Source organism: Rhodoferax sp. GW821-FHT02C08 (assembly GCF_059421805.1).
Window position 1 is genome coordinate 1 of the sequence record NZ_JBWKVR010000024.1, and the last position, 18,497, is coordinate 18,497.

16 protein-coding genes and 1 pseudogene are annotated in these 18,497 nt (G+C 57.5%); 9 read left to right on the forward strand and 8 right to left on the reverse strand.

Annotated features, from left to right (window positions below):
• The 3 genes from AC07VY_RS22035 to AC07VY_RS22045 form a co-directional block, all read left to right on the forward strand.
• The coding region (locus tag AC07VY_RS22035; protein WP_495099319.1) for a hypothetical protein at nt 1-1,732 on the forward strand (1,732 nt) is incomplete at its 5' end.
• Nucleotide 1,733: 1 nt separating this feature from the next.
• Nucleotides 1,734-1,976 (forward strand): hypothetical protein, encoded by a 243-nt coding sequence (locus AC07VY_RS22040; RefSeq protein ID WP_495099320.1) that lies wholly within the window; start codon nt 1,734-1,736, stop codon nt 1,974-1,976.
• 1,018 nt (nt 1,977-2,994) lie between these two features.
• Nucleotides 2,995-3,411: an HAD domain-containing protein gene (locus AC07VY_RS22045; RefSeq protein ID WP_495099321.1), complete on the forward strand. Its 417-nt coding sequence runs from the start codon at nt 2,995-2,997 to the stop codon at nt 3,409-3,411.
• Nucleotides 3,412-3,584: 173 nt separating this feature from the next.
• On the opposite strand, the gene AC07VY_RS22050 is transcribed toward AC07VY_RS22045, so the two are convergent.
• The gene (locus AC07VY_RS22050; RefSeq protein ID WP_495099322.1) at nt 3,585-4,454 is read right to left on the reverse strand and encodes a hypothetical protein; all 870 of its coding nucleotides are present in this window, start codon (nt 4,452-4,454) and stop codon (nt 3,585-3,587) included.
• 185 nt (nt 4,455-4,639) lie between these two features.
• Here AC07VY_RS22050 and AC07VY_RS22055 point away from each other — a divergent pair, with 185 nt between their 5' ends.
• Nucleotides 4,640-4,870, forward strand: coding sequence for a hypothetical protein (locus AC07VY_RS22055; RefSeq protein WP_495099323.1), 231 nt, complete (start codon nt 4,640-4,642; stop codon nt 4,868-4,870).
• Between the two features lie 80 nt (nt 4,871-4,950).
• Here the strand turns inward: AC07VY_RS22055 and AC07VY_RS22060 are convergent, their stop codons facing one another.
• The 3 genes and pseudogenes from AC07VY_RS22060 to AC07VY_RS22070 form a co-directional block, all read right to left on the reverse strand.
• Entirely contained in the window at nt 4,951-5,814 is an 864-nt protein-coding gene (locus AC07VY_RS22060; protein ID WP_495099324.1) for a DNA/RNA non-specific endonuclease, read from the reverse strand.
• Between the two features lie 77 nt (nt 5,815-5,891).
• Nucleotides 5,892-5,984: pseudogene (locus AC07VY_RS22065) on the reverse strand (H-NS family nucleoid-associated regulatory protein); the annotation flags it as partial.
• Between the two features lie 285 nt (nt 5,985-6,269).
• On the reverse strand, nt 6,270-6,773 hold the full coding sequence (locus tag AC07VY_RS22070; protein WP_495099325.1) for a hypothetical protein: 504 nt from the start codon (nt 6,771-6,773) through the stop codon (nt 6,270-6,272).
• A 235-nt stretch (nt 6,774-7,008) separates the two neighbouring features.
• On the opposite strand from AC07VY_RS22070, the gene AC07VY_RS22075 reads away from it, so the two are divergent.
• The gene (locus tag AC07VY_RS22075; protein ID WP_495099326.1) at nt 7,009-9,129 is read left to right on the forward strand and encodes a hypothetical protein; all 2,121 of its coding nucleotides are present in this window, start codon (nt 7,009-7,011) and stop codon (nt 9,127-9,129) included.
• A 438-nt stretch (nt 9,130-9,567) separates the two neighbouring features.
• Here AC07VY_RS22075 and AC07VY_RS22080 read toward each other — a convergent pair whose 3' ends face one another.
• Nucleotides 9,568-10,377 (reverse strand): metallophosphoesterase, encoded by an 810-nt coding sequence (locus tag AC07VY_RS22080; RefSeq protein WP_495099327.1) that lies wholly within the window; start codon nt 10,375-10,377, stop codon nt 9,568-9,570.
• A 94-nt stretch (nt 10,378-10,471) separates the two neighbouring features.
• Between AC07VY_RS22080 and AC07VY_RS22085 the strand changes: the two genes are divergently transcribed.
• Nucleotides 10,472-10,720: a hypothetical protein gene (locus AC07VY_RS22085; RefSeq protein ID WP_495099328.1), complete on the forward strand. Its 249-nt coding sequence runs from the start codon at nt 10,472-10,474 to the stop codon at nt 10,718-10,720.
• A 245-nt stretch (nt 10,721-10,965) separates the two neighbouring features.
• Here AC07VY_RS22085 and AC07VY_RS22090 read toward each other — a convergent pair whose 3' ends face one another.
• Nucleotides 10,966-11,208 carry a hypothetical protein gene (locus tag AC07VY_RS22090; RefSeq protein ID WP_495099329.1) on the reverse strand — a complete coding sequence of 81 codons (243 nt, stop codon included), beginning with the start codon at nt 11,206-11,208 and terminating at the stop codon, nt 10,966-10,968.
• Nucleotides 11,209-11,449: 241 nt separating this feature from the next.
• Here AC07VY_RS22090 and AC07VY_RS22095 point away from each other — a divergent pair, with 241 nt between their 5' ends.
• The 3 genes from AC07VY_RS22095 to AC07VY_RS22105 all read left to right on the forward strand — a co-directional run bounded on the left by AC07VY_RS22095 (nt 11,450) and on the right by AC07VY_RS22105 (nt 15,292).
• Entirely contained in the window at nt 11,450-12,241 is a 792-nt protein-coding gene (locus AC07VY_RS22095; RefSeq protein WP_495099330.1) for a hypothetical protein, read from the forward strand.
• A gap of 743 nt (nt 12,242-12,984) precedes the next feature.
• The gene (locus AC07VY_RS22100; protein ID WP_495099331.1) at nt 12,985-15,072 is read left to right on the forward strand and encodes a ricin-type beta-trefoil lectin domain protein; all 2,088 of its coding nucleotides are present in this window, start codon (nt 12,985-12,987) and stop codon (nt 15,070-15,072) included.
• Between the two features lie 28 nt (nt 15,073-15,100).
• The gene (locus AC07VY_RS22105) at nt 15,101-15,292 is read left to right on the forward strand and encodes a hypothetical protein (protein WP_495099332.1); all 192 of its coding nucleotides are present in this window, start codon (nt 15,101-15,103) and stop codon (nt 15,290-15,292) included.
• 507 nt (nt 15,293-15,799) lie between these two features.
• Here AC07VY_RS22105 and AC07VY_RS22110 read toward each other — a convergent pair.
• Together AC07VY_RS22110 and AC07VY_RS22115 are read right to left on the reverse strand one after the other, a co-directional pair.
• On the reverse strand, nt 15,800-17,065 hold the full coding sequence (locus AC07VY_RS22110) for an NAD(P)/FAD-dependent oxidoreductase (RefSeq protein WP_495099333.1): 1,266 nt from the start codon (nt 17,063-17,065) through the stop codon (nt 15,800-15,802).
• Nucleotides 17,066-17,074: 9 nt separating this feature from the next.
• Nucleotides 17,075-18,463, reverse strand: coding sequence for an aminotransferase-like domain-containing protein (locus tag AC07VY_RS22115; RefSeq protein ID WP_495099334.1), 1,389 nt, complete (start codon nt 18,461-18,463; stop codon nt 17,075-17,077).
• Nucleotides 18,464-18,497 lie beyond the last annotated feature (34 nt).

Consider the following 18,497-nt stretch of genomic DNA (forward strand, 5'->3'; position numbering starts at 1 on the left):
GTACGCGGAGCTGGTGACTGCGCTGGGCTCTATGGTGTTGGCTACTGCCACTGGGCATGACGCCACTACGGCCATGCTCGCGGCGCAGGAGGTGGATACGTATAACCGGAGCCAGCATTTGAGCGACTTCAAGAAAGAGCTGGCAGCCTGCAAAGACAACCCCAGCCTGACCGGTTGCACCACTACGCTGAAGATGGAAGGTACCAAGGTTGCATCGACCGAAACAATCGCCAACGGCTGGGGAGTAGCCACCTTGGTCGATAGCAATGGCGCCACGGTGAGCTACGTGGTGTCCGATGCGTCTGGCAAGAACCAGATGATCATGCAACAGCTGGAATACGACGCGTTTAGGGAAAGCACTCCCGAGAAGCAGCAGGCGAAGATGCAGCAGTCGCAGCCGATACTGGATGCCACTTCCGCACTGCTGTATGCGCAGGCTGGACAATATGGGGAGGCAGCCAGCAACGCGGCCCATGGTGCAGATGCCACCGTTAAGGCAGCAACGGCAGTTGGCAGAGACGTTGGCAAGGTGGCCGCAGCGGGCACCCTGATTCTGACGGCCCCCGCCTTTCCAAACGATACCGCTGACACGATGCGTGCTGCCGCGACGGACGCATTGAACGCACCTGCGGAAGGCTCCACAACCGCCAAACAAATTGCAACCAATGTGCTAGGTGCCGGGCTGGGGCTGGAAAAGTTCGCCGGCGACACGGTGATAGGGAGCGCCCAACTTTTAAATGCAACGATATTGAATCGTGACCTGCTGCTGGACACCGCAAAACTAGGTGTCAAGGCTGTCGATGGTGTGAGTGACTTTGCCTCCGATCCCTCGGGAAAAACCAGCAACGCTATTGACGCGACCAAGGCATGGGGCAATGGCTTTGTCAACAATGCAAGTAACGCCTTGGCTGCCGATACAAACAGCGACCGTCTTACTGGCACGGTGAATATCGTTGACACATCCTCAACAGTTGTTGCTACAGCCGCCGGCGCCGCAGCTACCACACAACTGCTAAGGACTGTCGCGGTGGAGACCGCGGTTGTCGCAACGGATGCTGCTGCGGCGACGAAGACTGCCAGTGCCGATGCTGCGAAGACGAAGGTTGAAAACAACTTCAATGCTGAAAATGACTCACTTTCTACTAGCTTGAACAGGAGTTCATTTAGAGGGCAACCTACGGAAATTCCAAATCCCCAGGTTCTTGCTTCAATGCTGGACAGAGGCAATGTTGAACTGAAGCCAGGAGTAAGTTCCAGCGACATTTTCCAAAATGTTTTACAAAAACCCATTGGACAGCGCGCCGACCCATCAACTTATTTAACTGCCGAATATATTGAAAAGAACCTTGCTGAATACACTGATGGTGCCTCTCGAATAATGCTAGACACTTCTTATAATAAATATGGAATGGGCCAAACAGACGGCACATCTTTTATTATGCCAAAATCAGAGGTTGACGATATTATGAAAATTACAAATGGTGACCCAGCAAAAATTGCCAAATATTTAGGCATTCCAGAATCTCAACTGCAGGGAGCATCATTGATACGAATTGATATTGCTAATCCGTCGCAAGCAGGACTAAGGATCCCTTCTGGAAATGAGGCCGGAGCTAACCCGCAATGGATACCTGGTGGTAAATTACCAAATGGCACCCTTGAGGCAGTCATAGATGCAACCAAAGTTACTCCAGAAATGTTAAAAACAACTGTCATTAAGGATGGAAACTGAAATGCCGAGATTCATAGACCAGTTCGTATCAAGAGAATTGCAGTTTAGCGTTGGGGTTGATAGTGAAACAGGAAAGTATTTCATCTCTTTCATGCAGCCAACCATGAGTAGACAAAGCGACTATGAGGTATATTTTTCTATTCCAGAAAATTTAATAGTGGATGCAAAAAATAATCCAATTACTCTGGATGAGTATGTAAATGAATGTCGCAATGGATTGCATGACAATAGCAAAATAAAGTAAGCAGGTGCTGTTGTCCTGTCCGCATGCCCTTGTGTCCTGAAGCAATTAGCAGGAGGTTTGATGTGAATCACCACTGGCATGCAGACATGCGCAGACCTCAGGCAGCGAGTCCGACACCGTTCATTTGTTCAGCATACTGGACAAATTGGCAAGGTTTGACTAAATCACAGGACATATGGGCAAAGCTGTGGCGCTTGTGGTGTTGAACCGCGGCGGACGTGTTTGCTACGTAGAGAACATCCGCCTTAACTCCTCATCTAACGAGGCGCCGGCATTTGTGTGGACCCCGGATATGTCAGGGACCCAGCAACATGATCCCCCACGTCCCGTACGGCTGGCTTCCGGCGACCTGCTCACCGTACCGCTGGTGCAATTCAAATGGCTACCTAGCGATTCCAGCATGCCCCAACGCGCGATGTGCTTGATGCCGATCAAGGTCAACGTGAAAGCTACAGGTTGCGGATTGGGGGAACAGGACACATTCACAATTTGGCTGCCTGCCCGACTGCCGAACTCGCTGCCAGACGGGTGGACACGCTGCCGATCCGAGAGGCCTGGGTAGGAATGCCACCCCACCTGGTCATAGTACGGAAAGGAGAGAAAATCCTCATATCAAGCCTCCTGCAAATTGCTTCAGGACACAAGAACCTTTCCACATTCCCATCACATCACCCACAGGAACTGCTCGTGCTCCATATCTCCCTCGAAAAAGTCCGCACCGCATTCTGGAATGCAGGATGGCTGATGGTCGGCACCGGTGCCGGGGCTTGGCTTCTACAGGTCGATGGACTTGGAGGCCAGTGGGCCCTAGATTCTGTGGCCGTAGGATCTGTCTTCGTGCTGCTCGCCTATGTGGCCAAACGGCGAGCGCATGCCGATACAGCGGAGGAGGGCGCATCCCGGTAACCGGCAGTCGATAGGCCGTGCAGCAAGCTGGTCCAGCCAGTTTGCGCCGAGCCGTGATGGATATAGCCGCAGAGGCGGCGAGAATTCTGGTTGCAATGCCCCCTGTTTACCTATGAGAATCATCTTCCTCGACTTCGACGGCGTGCTGCATGCAACCAGTGGCCCGGCCACCACGATGCGGCAATTTGTCTGGCTGCCCCAGTTGCTGCAGCTATTGGAAGGCTATGGCGACGTGCGGTTGGTCATCCACGCCTCGGCGCGGCAGTCCAGTCCGGCAAGTTTTTTAGTGCAACGCTTGGGCACCGCCGCGCCTATATGCCTTGGTGTGACCGATCCTGGCTTGGCGCGCTGGCCATCTATTCAACGTTGGCTATCCTCGCACCCCGAGGTGCGCAACTTTTGCATTCTGGACGATATGCCGTCCGAATTCCCCAAGCCTGCGCCGACGGAGCTGATCGTCTGCGATGGCCGAACCGGCGTGTCATCGCCAGAGATTCAAGGACAGCTGCGGCAGTGGCTTTTGGCGTGACGGGTAACAGCGGATTGACCAAGTGCCAACTTGTTGGCGCCGCTTGAATCTTGACAGTTTCGGTCGGCGGCAACAGCTGTAGCGGGCAATACCCGTTACGTATCGAGTATGGAAATACGACGACTCCCCATACCAGCGTCCAGGCGGGCTGCTCTTACGATGTAGGCGGCTAGTCAGCCGCCACTCAAGGGTTCATGGTCCCACTTATTTCTGGGGCAATGTAGATACAGGGTTCTGGCGGCAGACTGAACCGTTTCCGCGCCTGACATCCAACTAGCTGCCAATGATTGTGAGTATTGCTTCCACACCGCAGCGGCGACGTCGACAGTAACGTCTTGCCCAAGCCCATGCAATGCGCGCTGAACATTGCGTGCGTCGGATGCCTCGTCTTCATCCAGTTGCAGCGCCCCATGGGCGGCGCTGCTGTGCAGGATCCAGCGGGTCAAATCTGACGCAAACTTCTTCGCATCTTCTTCCATCAGTCTGTCGAAGTCGAGGCTTCCCAGTTCACGGCCGATTGGCACCATGGAATCCCATGCCACGTCTTCGTCCGAGGGCGTGTAGTGCGCGCCAGATGTGGATGTTGCCGAAATCCGGTCCCCTGGGCCGATCCAGAACTCGTGGTACCCGCAATCCTCCGTAAACACGGCGACGCGATAAATGATCCCCTCAGCGGGTGTTGCACCCACGTAAAACGCCCGCTGAAACCTCAGATCGGAGCCATCCTTGAATTGGACACGGACACTCCCATCGGGGAAGTCTGCTGCTACCAGGCTGTTTTCAAGAATATCTTCGGCGGAGCGCCCCAGTCTCTGCGAAAGGGCCATCTTCCAGTTATGCAGCATGCGCAGCCCTGGTAAGTTTGCTATGCATCTGAGGTGTTCAAGTTCCTCCTGGGCTGCAGCCCGGATATCGTCCTGGGATGGAGATGGCGAGTCGTTCTCACTGAAGATACGGTCCATGCGCGCCCTTTGGGCGTCCATGGTGGCTACGGCGTAGTCAAGCCACGACCGGAAATTGGTCGGCGGGGTTGGTGCATTCATATCAAACCTCCATCTTTCATTGCGGACTTCCATGGCCCCCTGGTCAATTTGGGATTGTCAGTAGCAACTGCGCGGGCGCCAAGTAAACCTTTCGTATGAGCCTCTCCTGAAACCCGGAAATGCGGTACAAAGCACCATGTTCGCTGCCGTTGTAATTTCTGTCCACCCGCGTGAAAGGAGATGCAATGAAACAGATTCGCTTGTATCGAATGCGTGTCATCAGCCTGACCCAAGGTGAACACTGGCAGGGTTATGACTGGGTACCAGACACAGTAGAAAACCGCCAGAAATACGAAGAACTCCTCCACCTGGGAATAGAAAAGTTCGGCAAGGGTACCCACTGGTTGGAAGAGCGTGGCGCCAAGGAACCAACCTACCCGAGCGGCAAGCAACTCATGGCAGAAGCTGCGCTATAAGCCGGTAGTGGGTGCATACCTCGGCGTTGATTTGTCTGGGCTGCCCATCTGAACTTTCACGTCCGAGGCAAGTTTGAACGTCACTTGAGTGCCGCACCGGGCAGCCACTCCATCCCAGTGCGTTGCTCCAGCTCACCGTAGCTGATGGGTTGCCCTGGACGCGTTTCCGCCGAGTTCTGCTGCCAATGGGCCCATGCCCTCTGCGTTGTGGCGTCGTAGACCAGCTTGAACAAGTGCGTAGGCACGCGCACCTGGTTGGTGCCAATCACCGGGCTTCCAGGACCAAACACCGGACCAGTGATGACGTACACATCCCCTTGTGCTTGCATGACGTAGGCACGTGTGTCTTCTTCAATTTTTGCCCAGGCGCCAGAATTATGTTTTGGGTTCTGCGGAACTATATTGGCCAGGCTGAAAGACTGTGCCATGGCTGTCGGATTGAACATGTCGGCTGCAGGCGCCATATGCCCTTTGGCATATTCTGATCCCTTGTAGTCACTGAGTTCAGCGCGCTCGGCCAGGGGGAGGCGTGCATCCGCAAAGAATCGGTTTGTACGCTTTTGCCCACGGGCCTGCAGCAGCAATTGGCGATTCAACCGCTCTGCCACAAAGGCGGGCGTACGGGTATTGCCGTTGTGCAGCACTGCAAACCCCTCGTAGCACAGTTCGCGCTGCTGGGGAATGCCTGGAGCTATGGGCGCAATCCCATTGGCGAAGAACTGCGGGCAGGCGGCAAACCGGGAAGATGTTGTTGCGTCACGGCTCTGCTCTGTACGTGGTCCGGACGCTGTCGGCTGCAAACCGCAGCTGGTGGTCAGAAACGCAATGATCGCTGCAGTGACCAGCGCGACGCCAAAACGACGTACCGTCGCGGAGGGAGGATTCTGGGTGTGACGAGGGCTGGACTTAGAGCTTCTACGCTTACTAGACTTCTTCTGGATCATGCGGCGCCGAGTTTACCGGGCGGGGCCACATCTAGATGTGGCTAGCGCAGTCTCAAAGCTTGGGTAGTTCAGGTCGGTTATGGTTTAACCAATAGGTCTTCCGCCGTCTTACCTGCTTCCAGGGCCATCTTGAACCAGCCAGGTCGCTTGCCGTGGTCGGTCCAGCTATTGCCAGCTTCATCTTTGCGGTTTAGCTGGTCAGTTTTGGAGTGACACTAACAAGCAGCCGCTTGAGAGCTGAACCAAGTCGGTACTCTTGACGTCCTTCGAAAGTTGCCATTCGCGTCTGAAGTATCCGTGTTCATAGTCTCGACTCGCAACCTCCCAGAATGAAGTAGCTTGCAGATAGAGATAGGTTGTCTACCCGACTAGCGGCAGTCCAGTGACCTAGAGCTGTGTGGCTGTCAAACTCTGGCATCGGGCTCTCGCTTGGCGTGGCCAAGCGACACGGCCTGCTAATGTTCCGACCGGATGCGTTCAACCTCTAGCCACCATGCTGGAGGTGACTCCACTTTGCACACTAGGCTTCCGCCCTCCATGAAGGCGATGTCCCAGTAGGCACCAGGTACATCCTCATCGCAGTCTTCGCTGTTGTCCAGAAAAATCGCCAGAGAGGCGGCGCTAGCTCCGAGTGCGAAATTTCGCAAGACACGGCCGTAGCGCTGTTCCAGCTTTTCGGCGCGGATGTTGTGTCCGCCTCTTGCATGGCGTGTGGCCACGCGCTCCTTGGATTTTTCAATCGACGTCAAGCCGATCGCCAGCAGAACCACCAAATAGCCGCGCTGGCGGGCCTCTTCCATGAAGCGCGCTTTGTCCATCGCCGGATCTGAAAACACCGTCTCAAAGCTGAAGCTGATGTCCTGCGCAAGGTACTGCTTGCGCAGTCGAGTTGCTTCTGCTCCGGCCAGATCTTCAAGTTCCTCTTTCGAAAGCCCACCCCGCCCCAAAGCATTGGACATGGCTAATTCGATACCTTATGCTGCTCTGGGCGCACTCGCAAGTTGACAATCGAGTGGGAGTGACTTGAGTGAGGAACGACTGGCCGTATGCGAAAGCACCCGGCCCGTTGGCCTTTGCGCCGTCGGTGCCACGGTGGATTTTTCGAAATTCACTGGGCCAGCGTGCCGCAGTTCGCCGGTGCCCGTATACCGGTATCGGACAGGCAGCGCCAGCTGTGGAGAAAGTGAGAACAACTTGAGCGAGAAGATTAGCTTCGACAATGAACTGGCAGTTGCCAGCATCCTGCTGGCCGATTGGGCTCCGCCGCTCGTCAATCACCTGGGACGCTATTTTGACGTCCGCGAGGGCATACTTCGGCTGGACTATGCCCACCTGCCTGCCAAGAACATAAGCGTTGCTTCGCGTTGCCCATGGAATTCGCAAACCGATCGCGAGCACTTTGTGTTCGAATTCAGGGACGCTGCATGGCAGGGGCCGATAGCACTGACCCTAGCAATCCTCGGTCACGGATCCACTGGGATCAAGGATTCATCTTCCATCGTGGGCCAGAATGCCTACCGGTCTGCTGAGGAGGCCTTCAGGGAGGACGTGCTTCGAGGCGACTCCCGGGCCTTGCGCGAAACTATCCTGGCGGAGATCTCGCCCCGTGCGAAATGGGTGAGCTGGCTGCTTGATGCCAATTCATATGACCGGTATCGTTTTTTGGACGATCGGGAGATCATGGCGGCGCTAGTGGCCAATACGTCGCAGGACAATTGCATCGATGGCCTTCAACTAGTCGATCCCGGCCACGACCAGAATAACTGGGCCTTCGAGCAGTTGGTCAAGCAGCATTGGCAGCATGTACGCGACTACCTGGAGACCCATGTTGGCATGCTCCCGGGCTATTCAGGCTGCAAAGTGCCTGATCTCGTCTTCTCGCTGTTTGCGAATTCGCCGACGGTGCAGGCGTCCCGATGGGCCTGCGAGCAGGTTCTTGATCGAGCCGATCCGACAGTCTTTTCTCGGCTGATCCAATATTGCCGCGCGATCGTGGCGGACGATGTGCGCAGCCTGTTTGTGCGCTGGAAAATCAATCCGAAGACAGAGAAGAAAGACAATTTCAAGGAATGCGTTGCCAACGCCTGCTCGGCGCTTGCTACGTTGTTGGCGGACACCATGCCCTCGGATCTCGCGCTTGCCGCGGCCTGGCACGACTTCGGGGACCCAGCGCAGTCTGGCCAGCAAAGCGTTACTGCAAGCCTCCGGGAATTGCCATCCGGGGCGGGGTACCAGGAGGTGCTGTGGAGCCGACTAGGCCCTGCCGCCCGTGAGGCCTGGCGGCAAGATCTGTTCGACCAAGTAAGGGGGCAGCCAGAGCTGGCCCAGGGTCTCCTCGATTTCGCGTGCCGTTGGCTCGAGCAGACGGCGTTCGCCGAAGTCGAGCCGGTGCTTCTCCGATTGATGGATGACGAGGATCACCTGGCTTTTGCGAATGGACTCGCCAGCTCTGGCCCAAGGCAGGTGCAGCTGAGGGCCAAGGGGCTGGTGCGGTCCATTCAGGGGGCACTGGACCTGGAGGGGCTGGTAGGCCAGGGTGAGGACGCCACGGCGCTACCCAGCGTCGGCGCCCAAACCTGGCTGGGCGACCCGTCCGTAGAGCGGGTCATCCATCGGGAGCTAAGCCGAATCGAGGGAGAGTTTTGCAGCGAGTATTCGGCGACCTGGGGAGAGGACGAAGAAGTCCATACGGCGCGCCTCCTTGCCATGACTCAGGAGGCGGCGGACGAAGCGACCCGCCAGTTGCGCCAGCTCTCGGCAACTACGCGGGCACAGTATCCGAGTCTGTCGGTGAGAGTGCGCCAGCCCACCAAGCGGGAGGAAGGGGCCAGCACGCATGTTGGCGCTCCGCTGGGGGCAGATGTGCTGTTCCTGACCCGCATCGTGGACCAGGGCGAAACGGTGATCCAGCGGGCCACCCTGGTGCAGGTAAAGAAGCGCAGCGGCACCGAGTCGGGGAGGGGCTTCAGTTCGACAATACGCGTCGACCTACAGCAGTGCGAGGACATACTCAAGCAGTCCGAATACGCCTACTACCTATTCACGACGCCGGCTGCGCCTCACCTGAGGCTCTGGGTCGCTCCGGCACGGCTGGTCAGGAACTTGACCCAACTGCACACGAGCAAGGCCACCGTCGTGGCGATGCAGGTGCGGGACGCGAGCCGCTCCTACGCAGACTTCTTCCTGCACGACCTTGTCGGCCTGTGGGCCGGCGACGAGCAGGACGGCATCGTTGCCATCGCTAGCGGCGATCCTCGGCTTGGGCGGACGCCTCGCCATATCGTCGACATTGAAGTTCGCCGCCAATCGGATTGATGTCCCCGGCTGTGGTCCATGCTGTCAGCACACTGCGCCCCAACATCCACTGCCCTTAGGGGCTGCGGGTCGCGGTGTTGGAAATATCCATTTGTCTCAATGTCCGTGTCGGAGCCGATCGGAGGCTAACGCTCTGTACTGAGCGCCTACTGAAGGAAGAACATCTCTTTGCTCAGCCCAAGCGACCGAGTGGCCGGCTTCGGTTGCACTGTAGTCATACGAACCGCTGCTTGTAAAACGTCTTGTGATAGGCATAGCGGACGCTCGGACTGTCGGTGAGGAATGACTCAATTCAGCCCTTTTCTGACTTACGTATGAGGTAGTGTGAGATCGTACGGGTGGCTTCTTTGGATCAGATTGGTTGGTTTAATTGGCCTAAATTTGCACTTAGTGCTTGCTGGTATTCATGTACAAAACTTCTGGGCTGTCGTGGGGCAATCAAACGTATGGAGACACCTCAATTACATACCCAGGCTCAAACTCCGGAACCTCAAAGCTCCCATCACGCATCCGGTATCCCCGCGGATTGCACACCACCCGGCAGTTGCCGACCTGGTAGTCAAACCGGGAATGGGTATGGCCATGGATCCAGAGTTTGGGCACCTCAAAAAACGTATTTGGCAGCGCATTCACAAAACCGGTGGTGACCCAGTCATCGGCGTACCGTGGCGCAATCGACAGGGGATGCGGTGCATGGTGCGTAACCACCACGGTGGGCCCGTCGAATTCAACCGCCAACTGTTCCTGCAACCAGCGCCGGTCCAGCAGGTGTTCTTGCAGCAGATCCAAAGGCGTCACCAGACGTGAGCCTTTGTCGTCTTTGACCGAGATGCAAAAATGGTCGGCAATGGTCCGGGCACAAGCCATCATGCCCTGTTGGGCGTCGCTGCGCAGCTGCCCGTCGTAGTCCCGGATAGGCACCTGGTAGTCGGTCCACAGCATGCAGCCCAGGAAGCGCACACCATCTATCACCACCGAGCTGCGGTCCAGCAAGTGAACGCCGGTCCGCTCGGCAGTCTCCGCCATTCGAGCACGCTCCGGCTGCAGCGTCTGGTCGTAGAACTCGTGGTTACCGCCGAGTTGCAATACTGGCCGCCCCAGGTTGACGGAAGGGCGTGCTGCCCAGATCGACGCCCTGTGGCCTGGGGACAAGATGTCGCCAGCGAGCACCAGGACATCGCTCTCAACATCCGGCATGGAAAACGTGGCGTGATCCAGGTGCAGGTCTGACAATATGTGGAGGCGCATGGTGGCTGGACTATGCAGTCAGAGCAATCAGAATAGGAGCGTACACGTTAATGGCTGATTCGGCAGTGGATACCACTGGAGCTGGAGATGTTCTATGACCCGGGATGAATTGATTGCAGCCGTGCCGGTGCACGACCACGAAGGACGCCCCTTCTATGTGGACCTGAACGACATCCCACAGCCCTGGCGGGATCAGTTCTCGGGCGCTTTGTACGGCTCCCAGTGTCCCGTCGTGCACGGAGTGGAGAGCGCGGCCTATGCATGGGACTGGCAGAGCTGGGTCCGTGGCAGTTGGTACGGTGGGCGCAGCGTGCCAACAGGCTTGGAGGGCCAGCAGACATAAACCCCACCATCTGGCATGGTCTACACATCACCTGGCCGACTTCCCTGTGCTTGCAGCACTAGCCCGAGAATGGACGTAGGCTGCATGCCTGCATGTCTTCATGAACCCGGTCGCTCGGTACCGAGCCGGTCTTTGAATGTCCATCTACCGCACGACATTTCAGCTCTGATTGCTTGGTGTGGGACGCGGTAGATTGACATGGCGATATTAACAGTTACTCGCCGCCATCGCCGGCGGGCCTGCGTCTATCGCACCGCTCCTGTTCTGCTTTGGTCTCGACGGTTGTACGGTTCTTGTTGTTCATGCTCATAAACGACCCGAGAACCGGACGACATGTTTCGGATTTTGAGCAGTTGGGTATCTATTTTGAAAATTTGGATGTTGGCATCGCTGACAGGCGACGCATGTTCAAGGGCCTCGATGATTTCGGCCTTGCTACGCGACGGAATCCGGCCCCACGCCAGCATGGCGTGGGGAGAAACGACCATACTCCCGGGCCTGTTTACCGCTGCGTCCCGGTGTCCTGGCTTCGGTTTTGTCCGCTTGGTGTCCATCGGTCCGCTCCATACTGGCTAGGCTTGTTTGACATAAAAACTGCGCAGGTAGGCTTCGCCAATGGCTGCAATGCAGCGAAAGCAGCCGGCCGAAAATGTGGTGCGAACAGGTACTATCGGCCAGAACCAGACGCTCGCTGCGTCGTTTTATTCCTCCCCTTCTCCACGCTAACGAATGCTCGAACGCCTCAAAGCCTTCATGCGACCCAGCATGCCGACGTTGGAAACTCAGCCTAATTTAGAAGGCTTCGTCTACGTCACCGACGCAGAGACCACCGGTATGCGTGACGCCGAAGTTGGTTCCACTATTCGAAATCCCAGTACTGAACCGCCTTGGATAGTTGTGCATCGCTCTTTGGACAACGTGTCGGTTGCTAGATGGCCCGGACGGCTGTTTCGTGTTGAGATTCTCGAAACGGCCAGTGAGCAACCAATGTCGTACGCTAACTACACGAGGGCTGTCGCAGTTACGGTGGTCGCGGAGTTGCCGGCGCTACTCCTTCTTGGTACTCATGGAGAGAACGTCGCGGAAATCCTTGTCAAGATTGACACGCTTACGCTCGATGAGGCGTTTGCATTAGCGGAAGTTACCAAGCCATCATCGTCTGAAATCTATGCGACCGCTTGGGGGAATTGGCTTGCTGAAGTAGACAAACAGTCGGTCTACCTTGATGCTGACCACCGAAATACTTTGCAAATCAGAGTTGGGCCTACGGTCTCACCTGTTGGCTACGCCCTTTCGCTGGTGTATTCCAAGATGCACAATCGCGCACAAATGGTGAGTGGCCCAGCCGCAATTTGCGTCAATGCGGACGGAGAGGGAGAACTGCAAACCCCTTGGCAGGGGGCAACCAATGCGCTTTTGCATGCAGCGATGGCCTACGGCGCTCCCGGTCTGCTCTCATCACAACAGACTACCGCGCTGAAATATCCTTGGCGGACGGTGATAGAAGGACACGCAGACTGAGGAGAGGGTCTGCCATCCGTCTATTTGAGATGGCCGCTTCGAGGCCACTGGGGCGGCCCCAAATCCTGTTGCAGCTGACCTTGAATTGACCAGTTCAGGGCGCTTGTGCCAATGCCGAACTGATAGGTCGCATATATCGGGAAAGGCGCGTCCAGCTTCGCTCTACAAGGACTCGGGGTTGTCATCAAATTACTGGCGATGCTGGGCATTCTGCACTTGGCGTCAACACTCCGTTGTATCAATGCCAATTTCATTGGCCCAACGATAAACAATGCGGGCGTACTGCCGTGTCCCAATATGAGCGGAAGCGTGAAGCTTGCTGGGAAGCAGCTGAAAGTCTGCGGCTCTGGGCAATAGCATGGCCATGCCTTCCGACACGCACGCAATGTTGAGAGGCCAACTTTAGTCTAATGTGCGATGAGCGCTTGCAATGACCCTGATCATCATTTTGGTATGTCAGTGACTCAATACGTTATTGGTGCGGAATCTCCGTCGTGGCTACGATCCGCGCACCTGCAAGATGGTTATCCGCCATCTTGTAGCTAAACAGCATACGTTGAATGCGACGGAAGAAGCATCAGAGCCTCTGCCGTCCATACGCAACATGCATATAAAAACCGCATAGGAGACAAATAATGAGGATTCGTTTTTCACAACGCGTGGCCGCTGCATGCCTGAATGCACCACCGCATGGCTTCGGAACGCACACAACATCCCATCCATTGCGGCGTACAGTCCAACTTTTGGCTCTCACCGTGGCCAGCATGGCCGCATCCATCGCATCGGCCACAGTCACCGCCAACCAGATCAAGGTGCCGCCGCCGCCCATGGGTTGGGCCACCTGGAATGCTTTTGCCACCGGCTTCAATTTCGACATGCTCAAACAGCAGGTGGACGCCTACGTTGCGCCAGGAGGCCTCAAAGATGCAGGCTATACGTACTTCAATATCGATGAAGGTTGGTGGCAAGGCCAACGCGACGCATCGGGCAACATGGTTGTAAACGCTACCCTATGGCCGGGTGGCATGAAAGCTGTCGCCGACTATATCCACAGCAAGGGTTTGAAAGCCGGCATTTATACCGACGCAGGTGTGAGCGGCTGCGGCTACTTCAACACCACCGCTCCGCAATCGGACGGCTATACCGCCGGCACGCGTGGCCATGAATTGCAAGACGCGACGCTCTTCCAGCAGTGGGGCTTCGACTTCGTCAAGGTGGACTGGTGTGGCGGCGGTGGCACGGGCTACCAGAACACGGTGCTCGATCCCGTGGAGGCCTACACCAAGATCAGCAAAGCCATTGCCGATGCCACCGCCGTCACCGGCCGCGCCATGGCGTTATCGATCTGCAATTGGGGCCGCCAGGAGCCGTGGAACTGGGCTCCGGGGCTGGCCCCCATGTGGCGTACCAGTGACGATCTCGTTTACTGGGAAAAGCCCGCGGGCGTAGCGGGCAACGCTGTCGTTCCGCTGTCGCAATTGATCCTCAAACCCAACTTGGCAAAAGCGCTGGTCAACTTTGACAAAGGCCTGCATCCTTCTGCCCACCACACCGGCTTTTATAACGATCTGGACATGCTGATGGTCGGCAATGGCGTGGCACATGGTGCGGGTGGTGTGGACTTGACCGATGCGGAAAGCCGTACCCACATGAACCTGTGGTTGATTGGCGGTTCCCCCTTCATGGCGGGCAATGACCTCACCAAGATGAATGCGACCACCAAAGCCATACTGACCAACTCCGAAGTCATCGCCATCAACCAGGACGCACGTGGCTTGCAGGGCGTGAAAGTTGCCGAGGACAGCATGGGCCTACAGGTCTACAGCCGGGTTCTCAGCGGTACCGGGCGGCGCGCCGTGGTGTTGTTGAACCGCACTGCGGCCAGTGCTCCCATGACCGTGCGCTGGGCCGACATCGGGCTGACCACCGCTTCAGCCAGCGTACGGGACATCTGGGCCAGTGCCAATAGCGGCAGTTTTGCCACCTCGTACACGGCCACGGTGCCCGCCAATGGGTCCATTCTGCTGAGCGTCGTGGGTACTGAGGGTGCCACCACCACCTATGAGGCGGAGTCCACCAGCAATGTGCTGACCGGCACCGCGGCCCGCACGTCCTGCTCCAGTTGCTCGGGCACCCAGCGGGTGGGCTACGTGGGCAATGGTGCCACGTTGGCGTATAAAAATGTGACCGCCACTGACCCTGGCGTCAAGCTGGCCAATATTGCCTATGTGAATGGCGACACTGTGGCACGCCGCGCGACCCTGCAGGTCAACAGCCAGCAATCCACCGTGGTGTCTTTTCCACCCACCGGTTCATGGAGCACGCCTGGCACCGTTTCGTTAATGCTGTCACTGGCCAAAGGCGCCAATACCTTGACCTTCGGCAGCGCCAGCGGCTGGGCACCCGACATGGATGCGATCACCGTGCAAAGTATTTCCGGCACCAATGGCGGCAACCTGTTCAACACATTGTCAGGGCGCTGCCTGGACATCCCCAACAACCGAACCGACGAGGGTGTGCAGGCACAACTATGGGACTGCCACGGCGGCCAGAATCAAACGCTGGTGCGCACCGCCCGCGGCGAGTTGCAAGCTAACGGCAACCGTTGCCTGGATGTGCAAGGCGGAACGGCCAGCAACGGCGCAAAAGTCGGTTTGTGGAGCTGCAACGGCGGGACAAACCAGAAATGGACGTTCAACGCCAACGGCACCGTCACCAGCCAGGGCTTCTGTCTGGATGTGACCGCGCTGGGAACGGTCAACGGTACACCTTTGCAAATGTGGACCTGCAATGCAGGCAGTACCACCCAGCAATGGATATTTAACAACTAGAGAGTTGCTTTACTTTCGATAGCCGCTGGTGCTTGATGTCAGTTTTTGGCGAGCGCGTCTTCGTGTTGCCGCAGACCGCAAAAGTAGCGCCGGCGGCTTGAAGGGCAATTACATCGCCGTTCTGGTGGGCATCAGCACCGGTTCGCTGAGCCTCATCAAGATTGGCTGGTTTTTCGCAGCGCGTGCAGAGGCTGAGGCTGAATCCATAGCTCGTGGCTGAGTGGCCTCTATCGTTCAAATGTCCGCTCTGCGAGCAAGCCGACGTTAGCAAATGCATTGGCGGACTGCCGCTATCAGCCTGAAACGGCCGTCCACCTTATCCATCTAAATCAACGCATGGGGTCACTAGAGCCTTCGATGGGCTCCTATCCTGGTGGCAGTTCGGAGCTCCTGGCAGAGGTGTCGCCACCGCTCCCGCTGACGAAAATCCTCACTATGTACGAAAGCGGGGTACGCTCCGCCACAATGAACGATCACGACTGTTGACGCCGACTTTGAATTGACCATTTGGGCACGCTTGTACCAATTTCAAAAAACCGCTCTTTTTCGCCAGGAAGGTTTATCCAGCTTAGTTCTGCAAGGATTTCGGGTGGTCATCAAACTACTGGCGTGCTGATCATTCTGAAGTTGGCGCCAACACTGCAGGTGGCTGAAGCAATATGTTACGAGCCACCAGGCGTTCGAAACGCTACTCAGTTCAGAATTCACGAAAATTGCTTGACTACATTTAGTGCTGCCAGCGCTGCGGAGAATACGCAGCGATCGACGTCGCTGAACTGGGACTGGCGTGCCCTAGCAGTTCGGCCGCGACCAGATCTGCTGTGACTGCCGCCAAGGTAAGGCCTAGATGGCCATGGCCAAAAGCCAGCATCACACCAGGTATGCCGCTGGCCCGTCCAATCACCGGTACTGAATCTGGCATCGAAGGACGAAAGCCCAGCCACTGCGATGCAGGACGGGGCAGGGCAGGAAATAACTCGCGTGCACCGCGGTCGAGAAAAGCCCAGCGCCGGGGATTGGCAGGGCGTACGACACCACCAAATTCCACGGTGCCCGCGACACGCAGCCTGCCCTGCAAGGGCGTGGCGTAGATGCCGCGCTCGACAGGACACACCGGGCGCCCCACCAGCGGTGCATCCATCTCGTATTCCACGTGGTAGCCGCGCTCGGTGTCGAGCGGCACGGCATTGCCCGCCTGCCGTGCCAAGTCGAGTGAATGCGCGCCCGCGGTGACCACTACCTGCCGTGCCTGCAAGAACTGCGGCTGTCCGTCGTGCTGCAGTTCGAGTCTGACACCTGCGCCTTCGGCCTTCAGACCGACTGCACGGAACTTTAGATGCCGCACACCACGGCTTTCGAGTGCGGCCGCCATGCTTGCCATGAGCGATGCAGGCGAGTCGATGTGCATGGCGTCCGGAAAGAATATGCCGTGTCGGACCAGAGGCGCCAAACCTGGCTCCAGCTGTGCAACCTCTGCTGGCGATAGTTGCTCTTGCCGTACACCATGTCGTGATCGCAATGCAAAGTCGAAGTCGTGCGGGGACGGTGCTTTGCGATAGAGATACAAACACCCGGCGCGCCGAACCAGAGCTTCGCACTGCAGCGCGGCCCAGCGGCGTTCCCAGGCTGGAGCGGCTTTGGCCAACAGCGGCGCCAGTGCTGCCGCGCTGGCCGATGCTGCGGCAAATGTGGATGCGCGCACGAAGCGCAGAAGCCATGGCATCAATGACAAAAGGGCAGACGGCGGCAGCGACAGCGGGCTTTCGCTATCGAATAGCAGGCGGGGCAAAGACCATATGATTTGCGGCGTGCCTACTGGTATACATCCATAGCTCGCGATCGTGGCAGCGTTGCCAAACGACGCGCCCGAGCCAGGCGGGTTGGGATCAATCAGCACTACTTCGGCACCTTCATCGGTCAATTGCAGGGCTGTCGCGAGGCCGATCACACCGGCGCCGACGATCGCAATTTCCACTTTGGGGGTGGTACTCATCGCATTGCTTCAGATGCGATTCGACACATGCCGTTCCGCGCTGCGCATCACCTCGACCAGCAACTCAAGTCCCCGCTGCAGGTCGCTGCGCGAGCGCGCTGCCGCCACATTGATGCGGACGGCATGTGGCACGGCATGCTGGCCAATGGCAAATGCATCTGCCGCCAGCACGGCGACACCCCGTTCGCGGGCGATGGCCACAAAGGCATTGGCGCGCCACGGCGTCGGCAAGCGCAACCAGGCATGTGTCGACATATCGCCGGTTTGTACGTCGAAGCCATCCAGACATTCGCGTAGCAGTGTTTGGCGCAGCTGCAATTCGACCTTCTGCCCGCCAATGATCTGCGCCAGCAGGCCGTCTTCTATCAAGCGAGTCGCGATCAATGCATTCAGAGGACTGATGCTCCAGCACGCGACGCGTTGCATCGCGGCGATGTCGGCCACCATGGCGCCGGGTGCGAAGACCGCGCCATAGCGCAGTCCTGGTGCCACGGTCTTGGACATGCTTGTGACATAAATGGTGCGCTCCGGGGCGAGTTCGGCGAACGCTGGCGGCGCGTCGTCTACCAGGGGGCGGTACACGTCGTCTTCGACGATCAGCATGCTGTGGCGCCGCGCGATTTCCACAATGCGGTCGCGTCTGTTTTTGGACAGCGTGATCGCTGTCGGGTTGTGCAGGCAAGGCACGACAAACAGCGCGCGTGGCTGGTGTTCCTTGCACGCCGTATCGAGTGCTTCGGGCAACAGACCCGCTTCGTCCATGGCAACCGGTTGCAGCTCGATATCCAGCGTGCGGCACAGCGCGGCCATACCCTGGTAGGTAATGGCATCGGCCAACACGACATCGCCTGCGCGTGCAATGGCACCGAATACGCAACCCAGAGCGCTTTGCGCACCATGCGTGATGACAAGACGGGTGGGATCGAAAACCCCAAGTGCTGGGGCAAGCCATGTGGCGACGGCTTCGCGTGCCCAGTCCGGGCCTTCCGGGGCATGAAAGTCCTGCAGGGCTGCGTAGCGTGGATCTTTGGGCAGGCGTGGCATCAGTTGTGCCAGCGATTCGAGATAGCCGGTGGTCGCTGGGCGATTGACACTGAGGTCGATCATTCCCGTGGCAGTGTCGGGGGCCGATGTGAACGCAATGGTGCTGGTCGGCGCGGTGATGACCGAGCCGCGACCTGGTCGGCTCGACACCAGTCCCCGTTGGTGCAAGGCGGCGAAAGCCCGCGTCACCGTGGTTACGTTGACGTCCAGCAGGCGCGCAAACTCGCGTTGTGGTGGAAGGCGATCACCTGCCTGCAAGGTCCCTTCGGAAACGCGCCGCTGGATTTCGTCAGCTAATTGCAGGTAGATGGCACTTCCGTCATTGACGGGATGAAAGTCAGAAAACGAATGCATGCATGTCTCTATTGTCTGGGTGATTTTCAGCCTG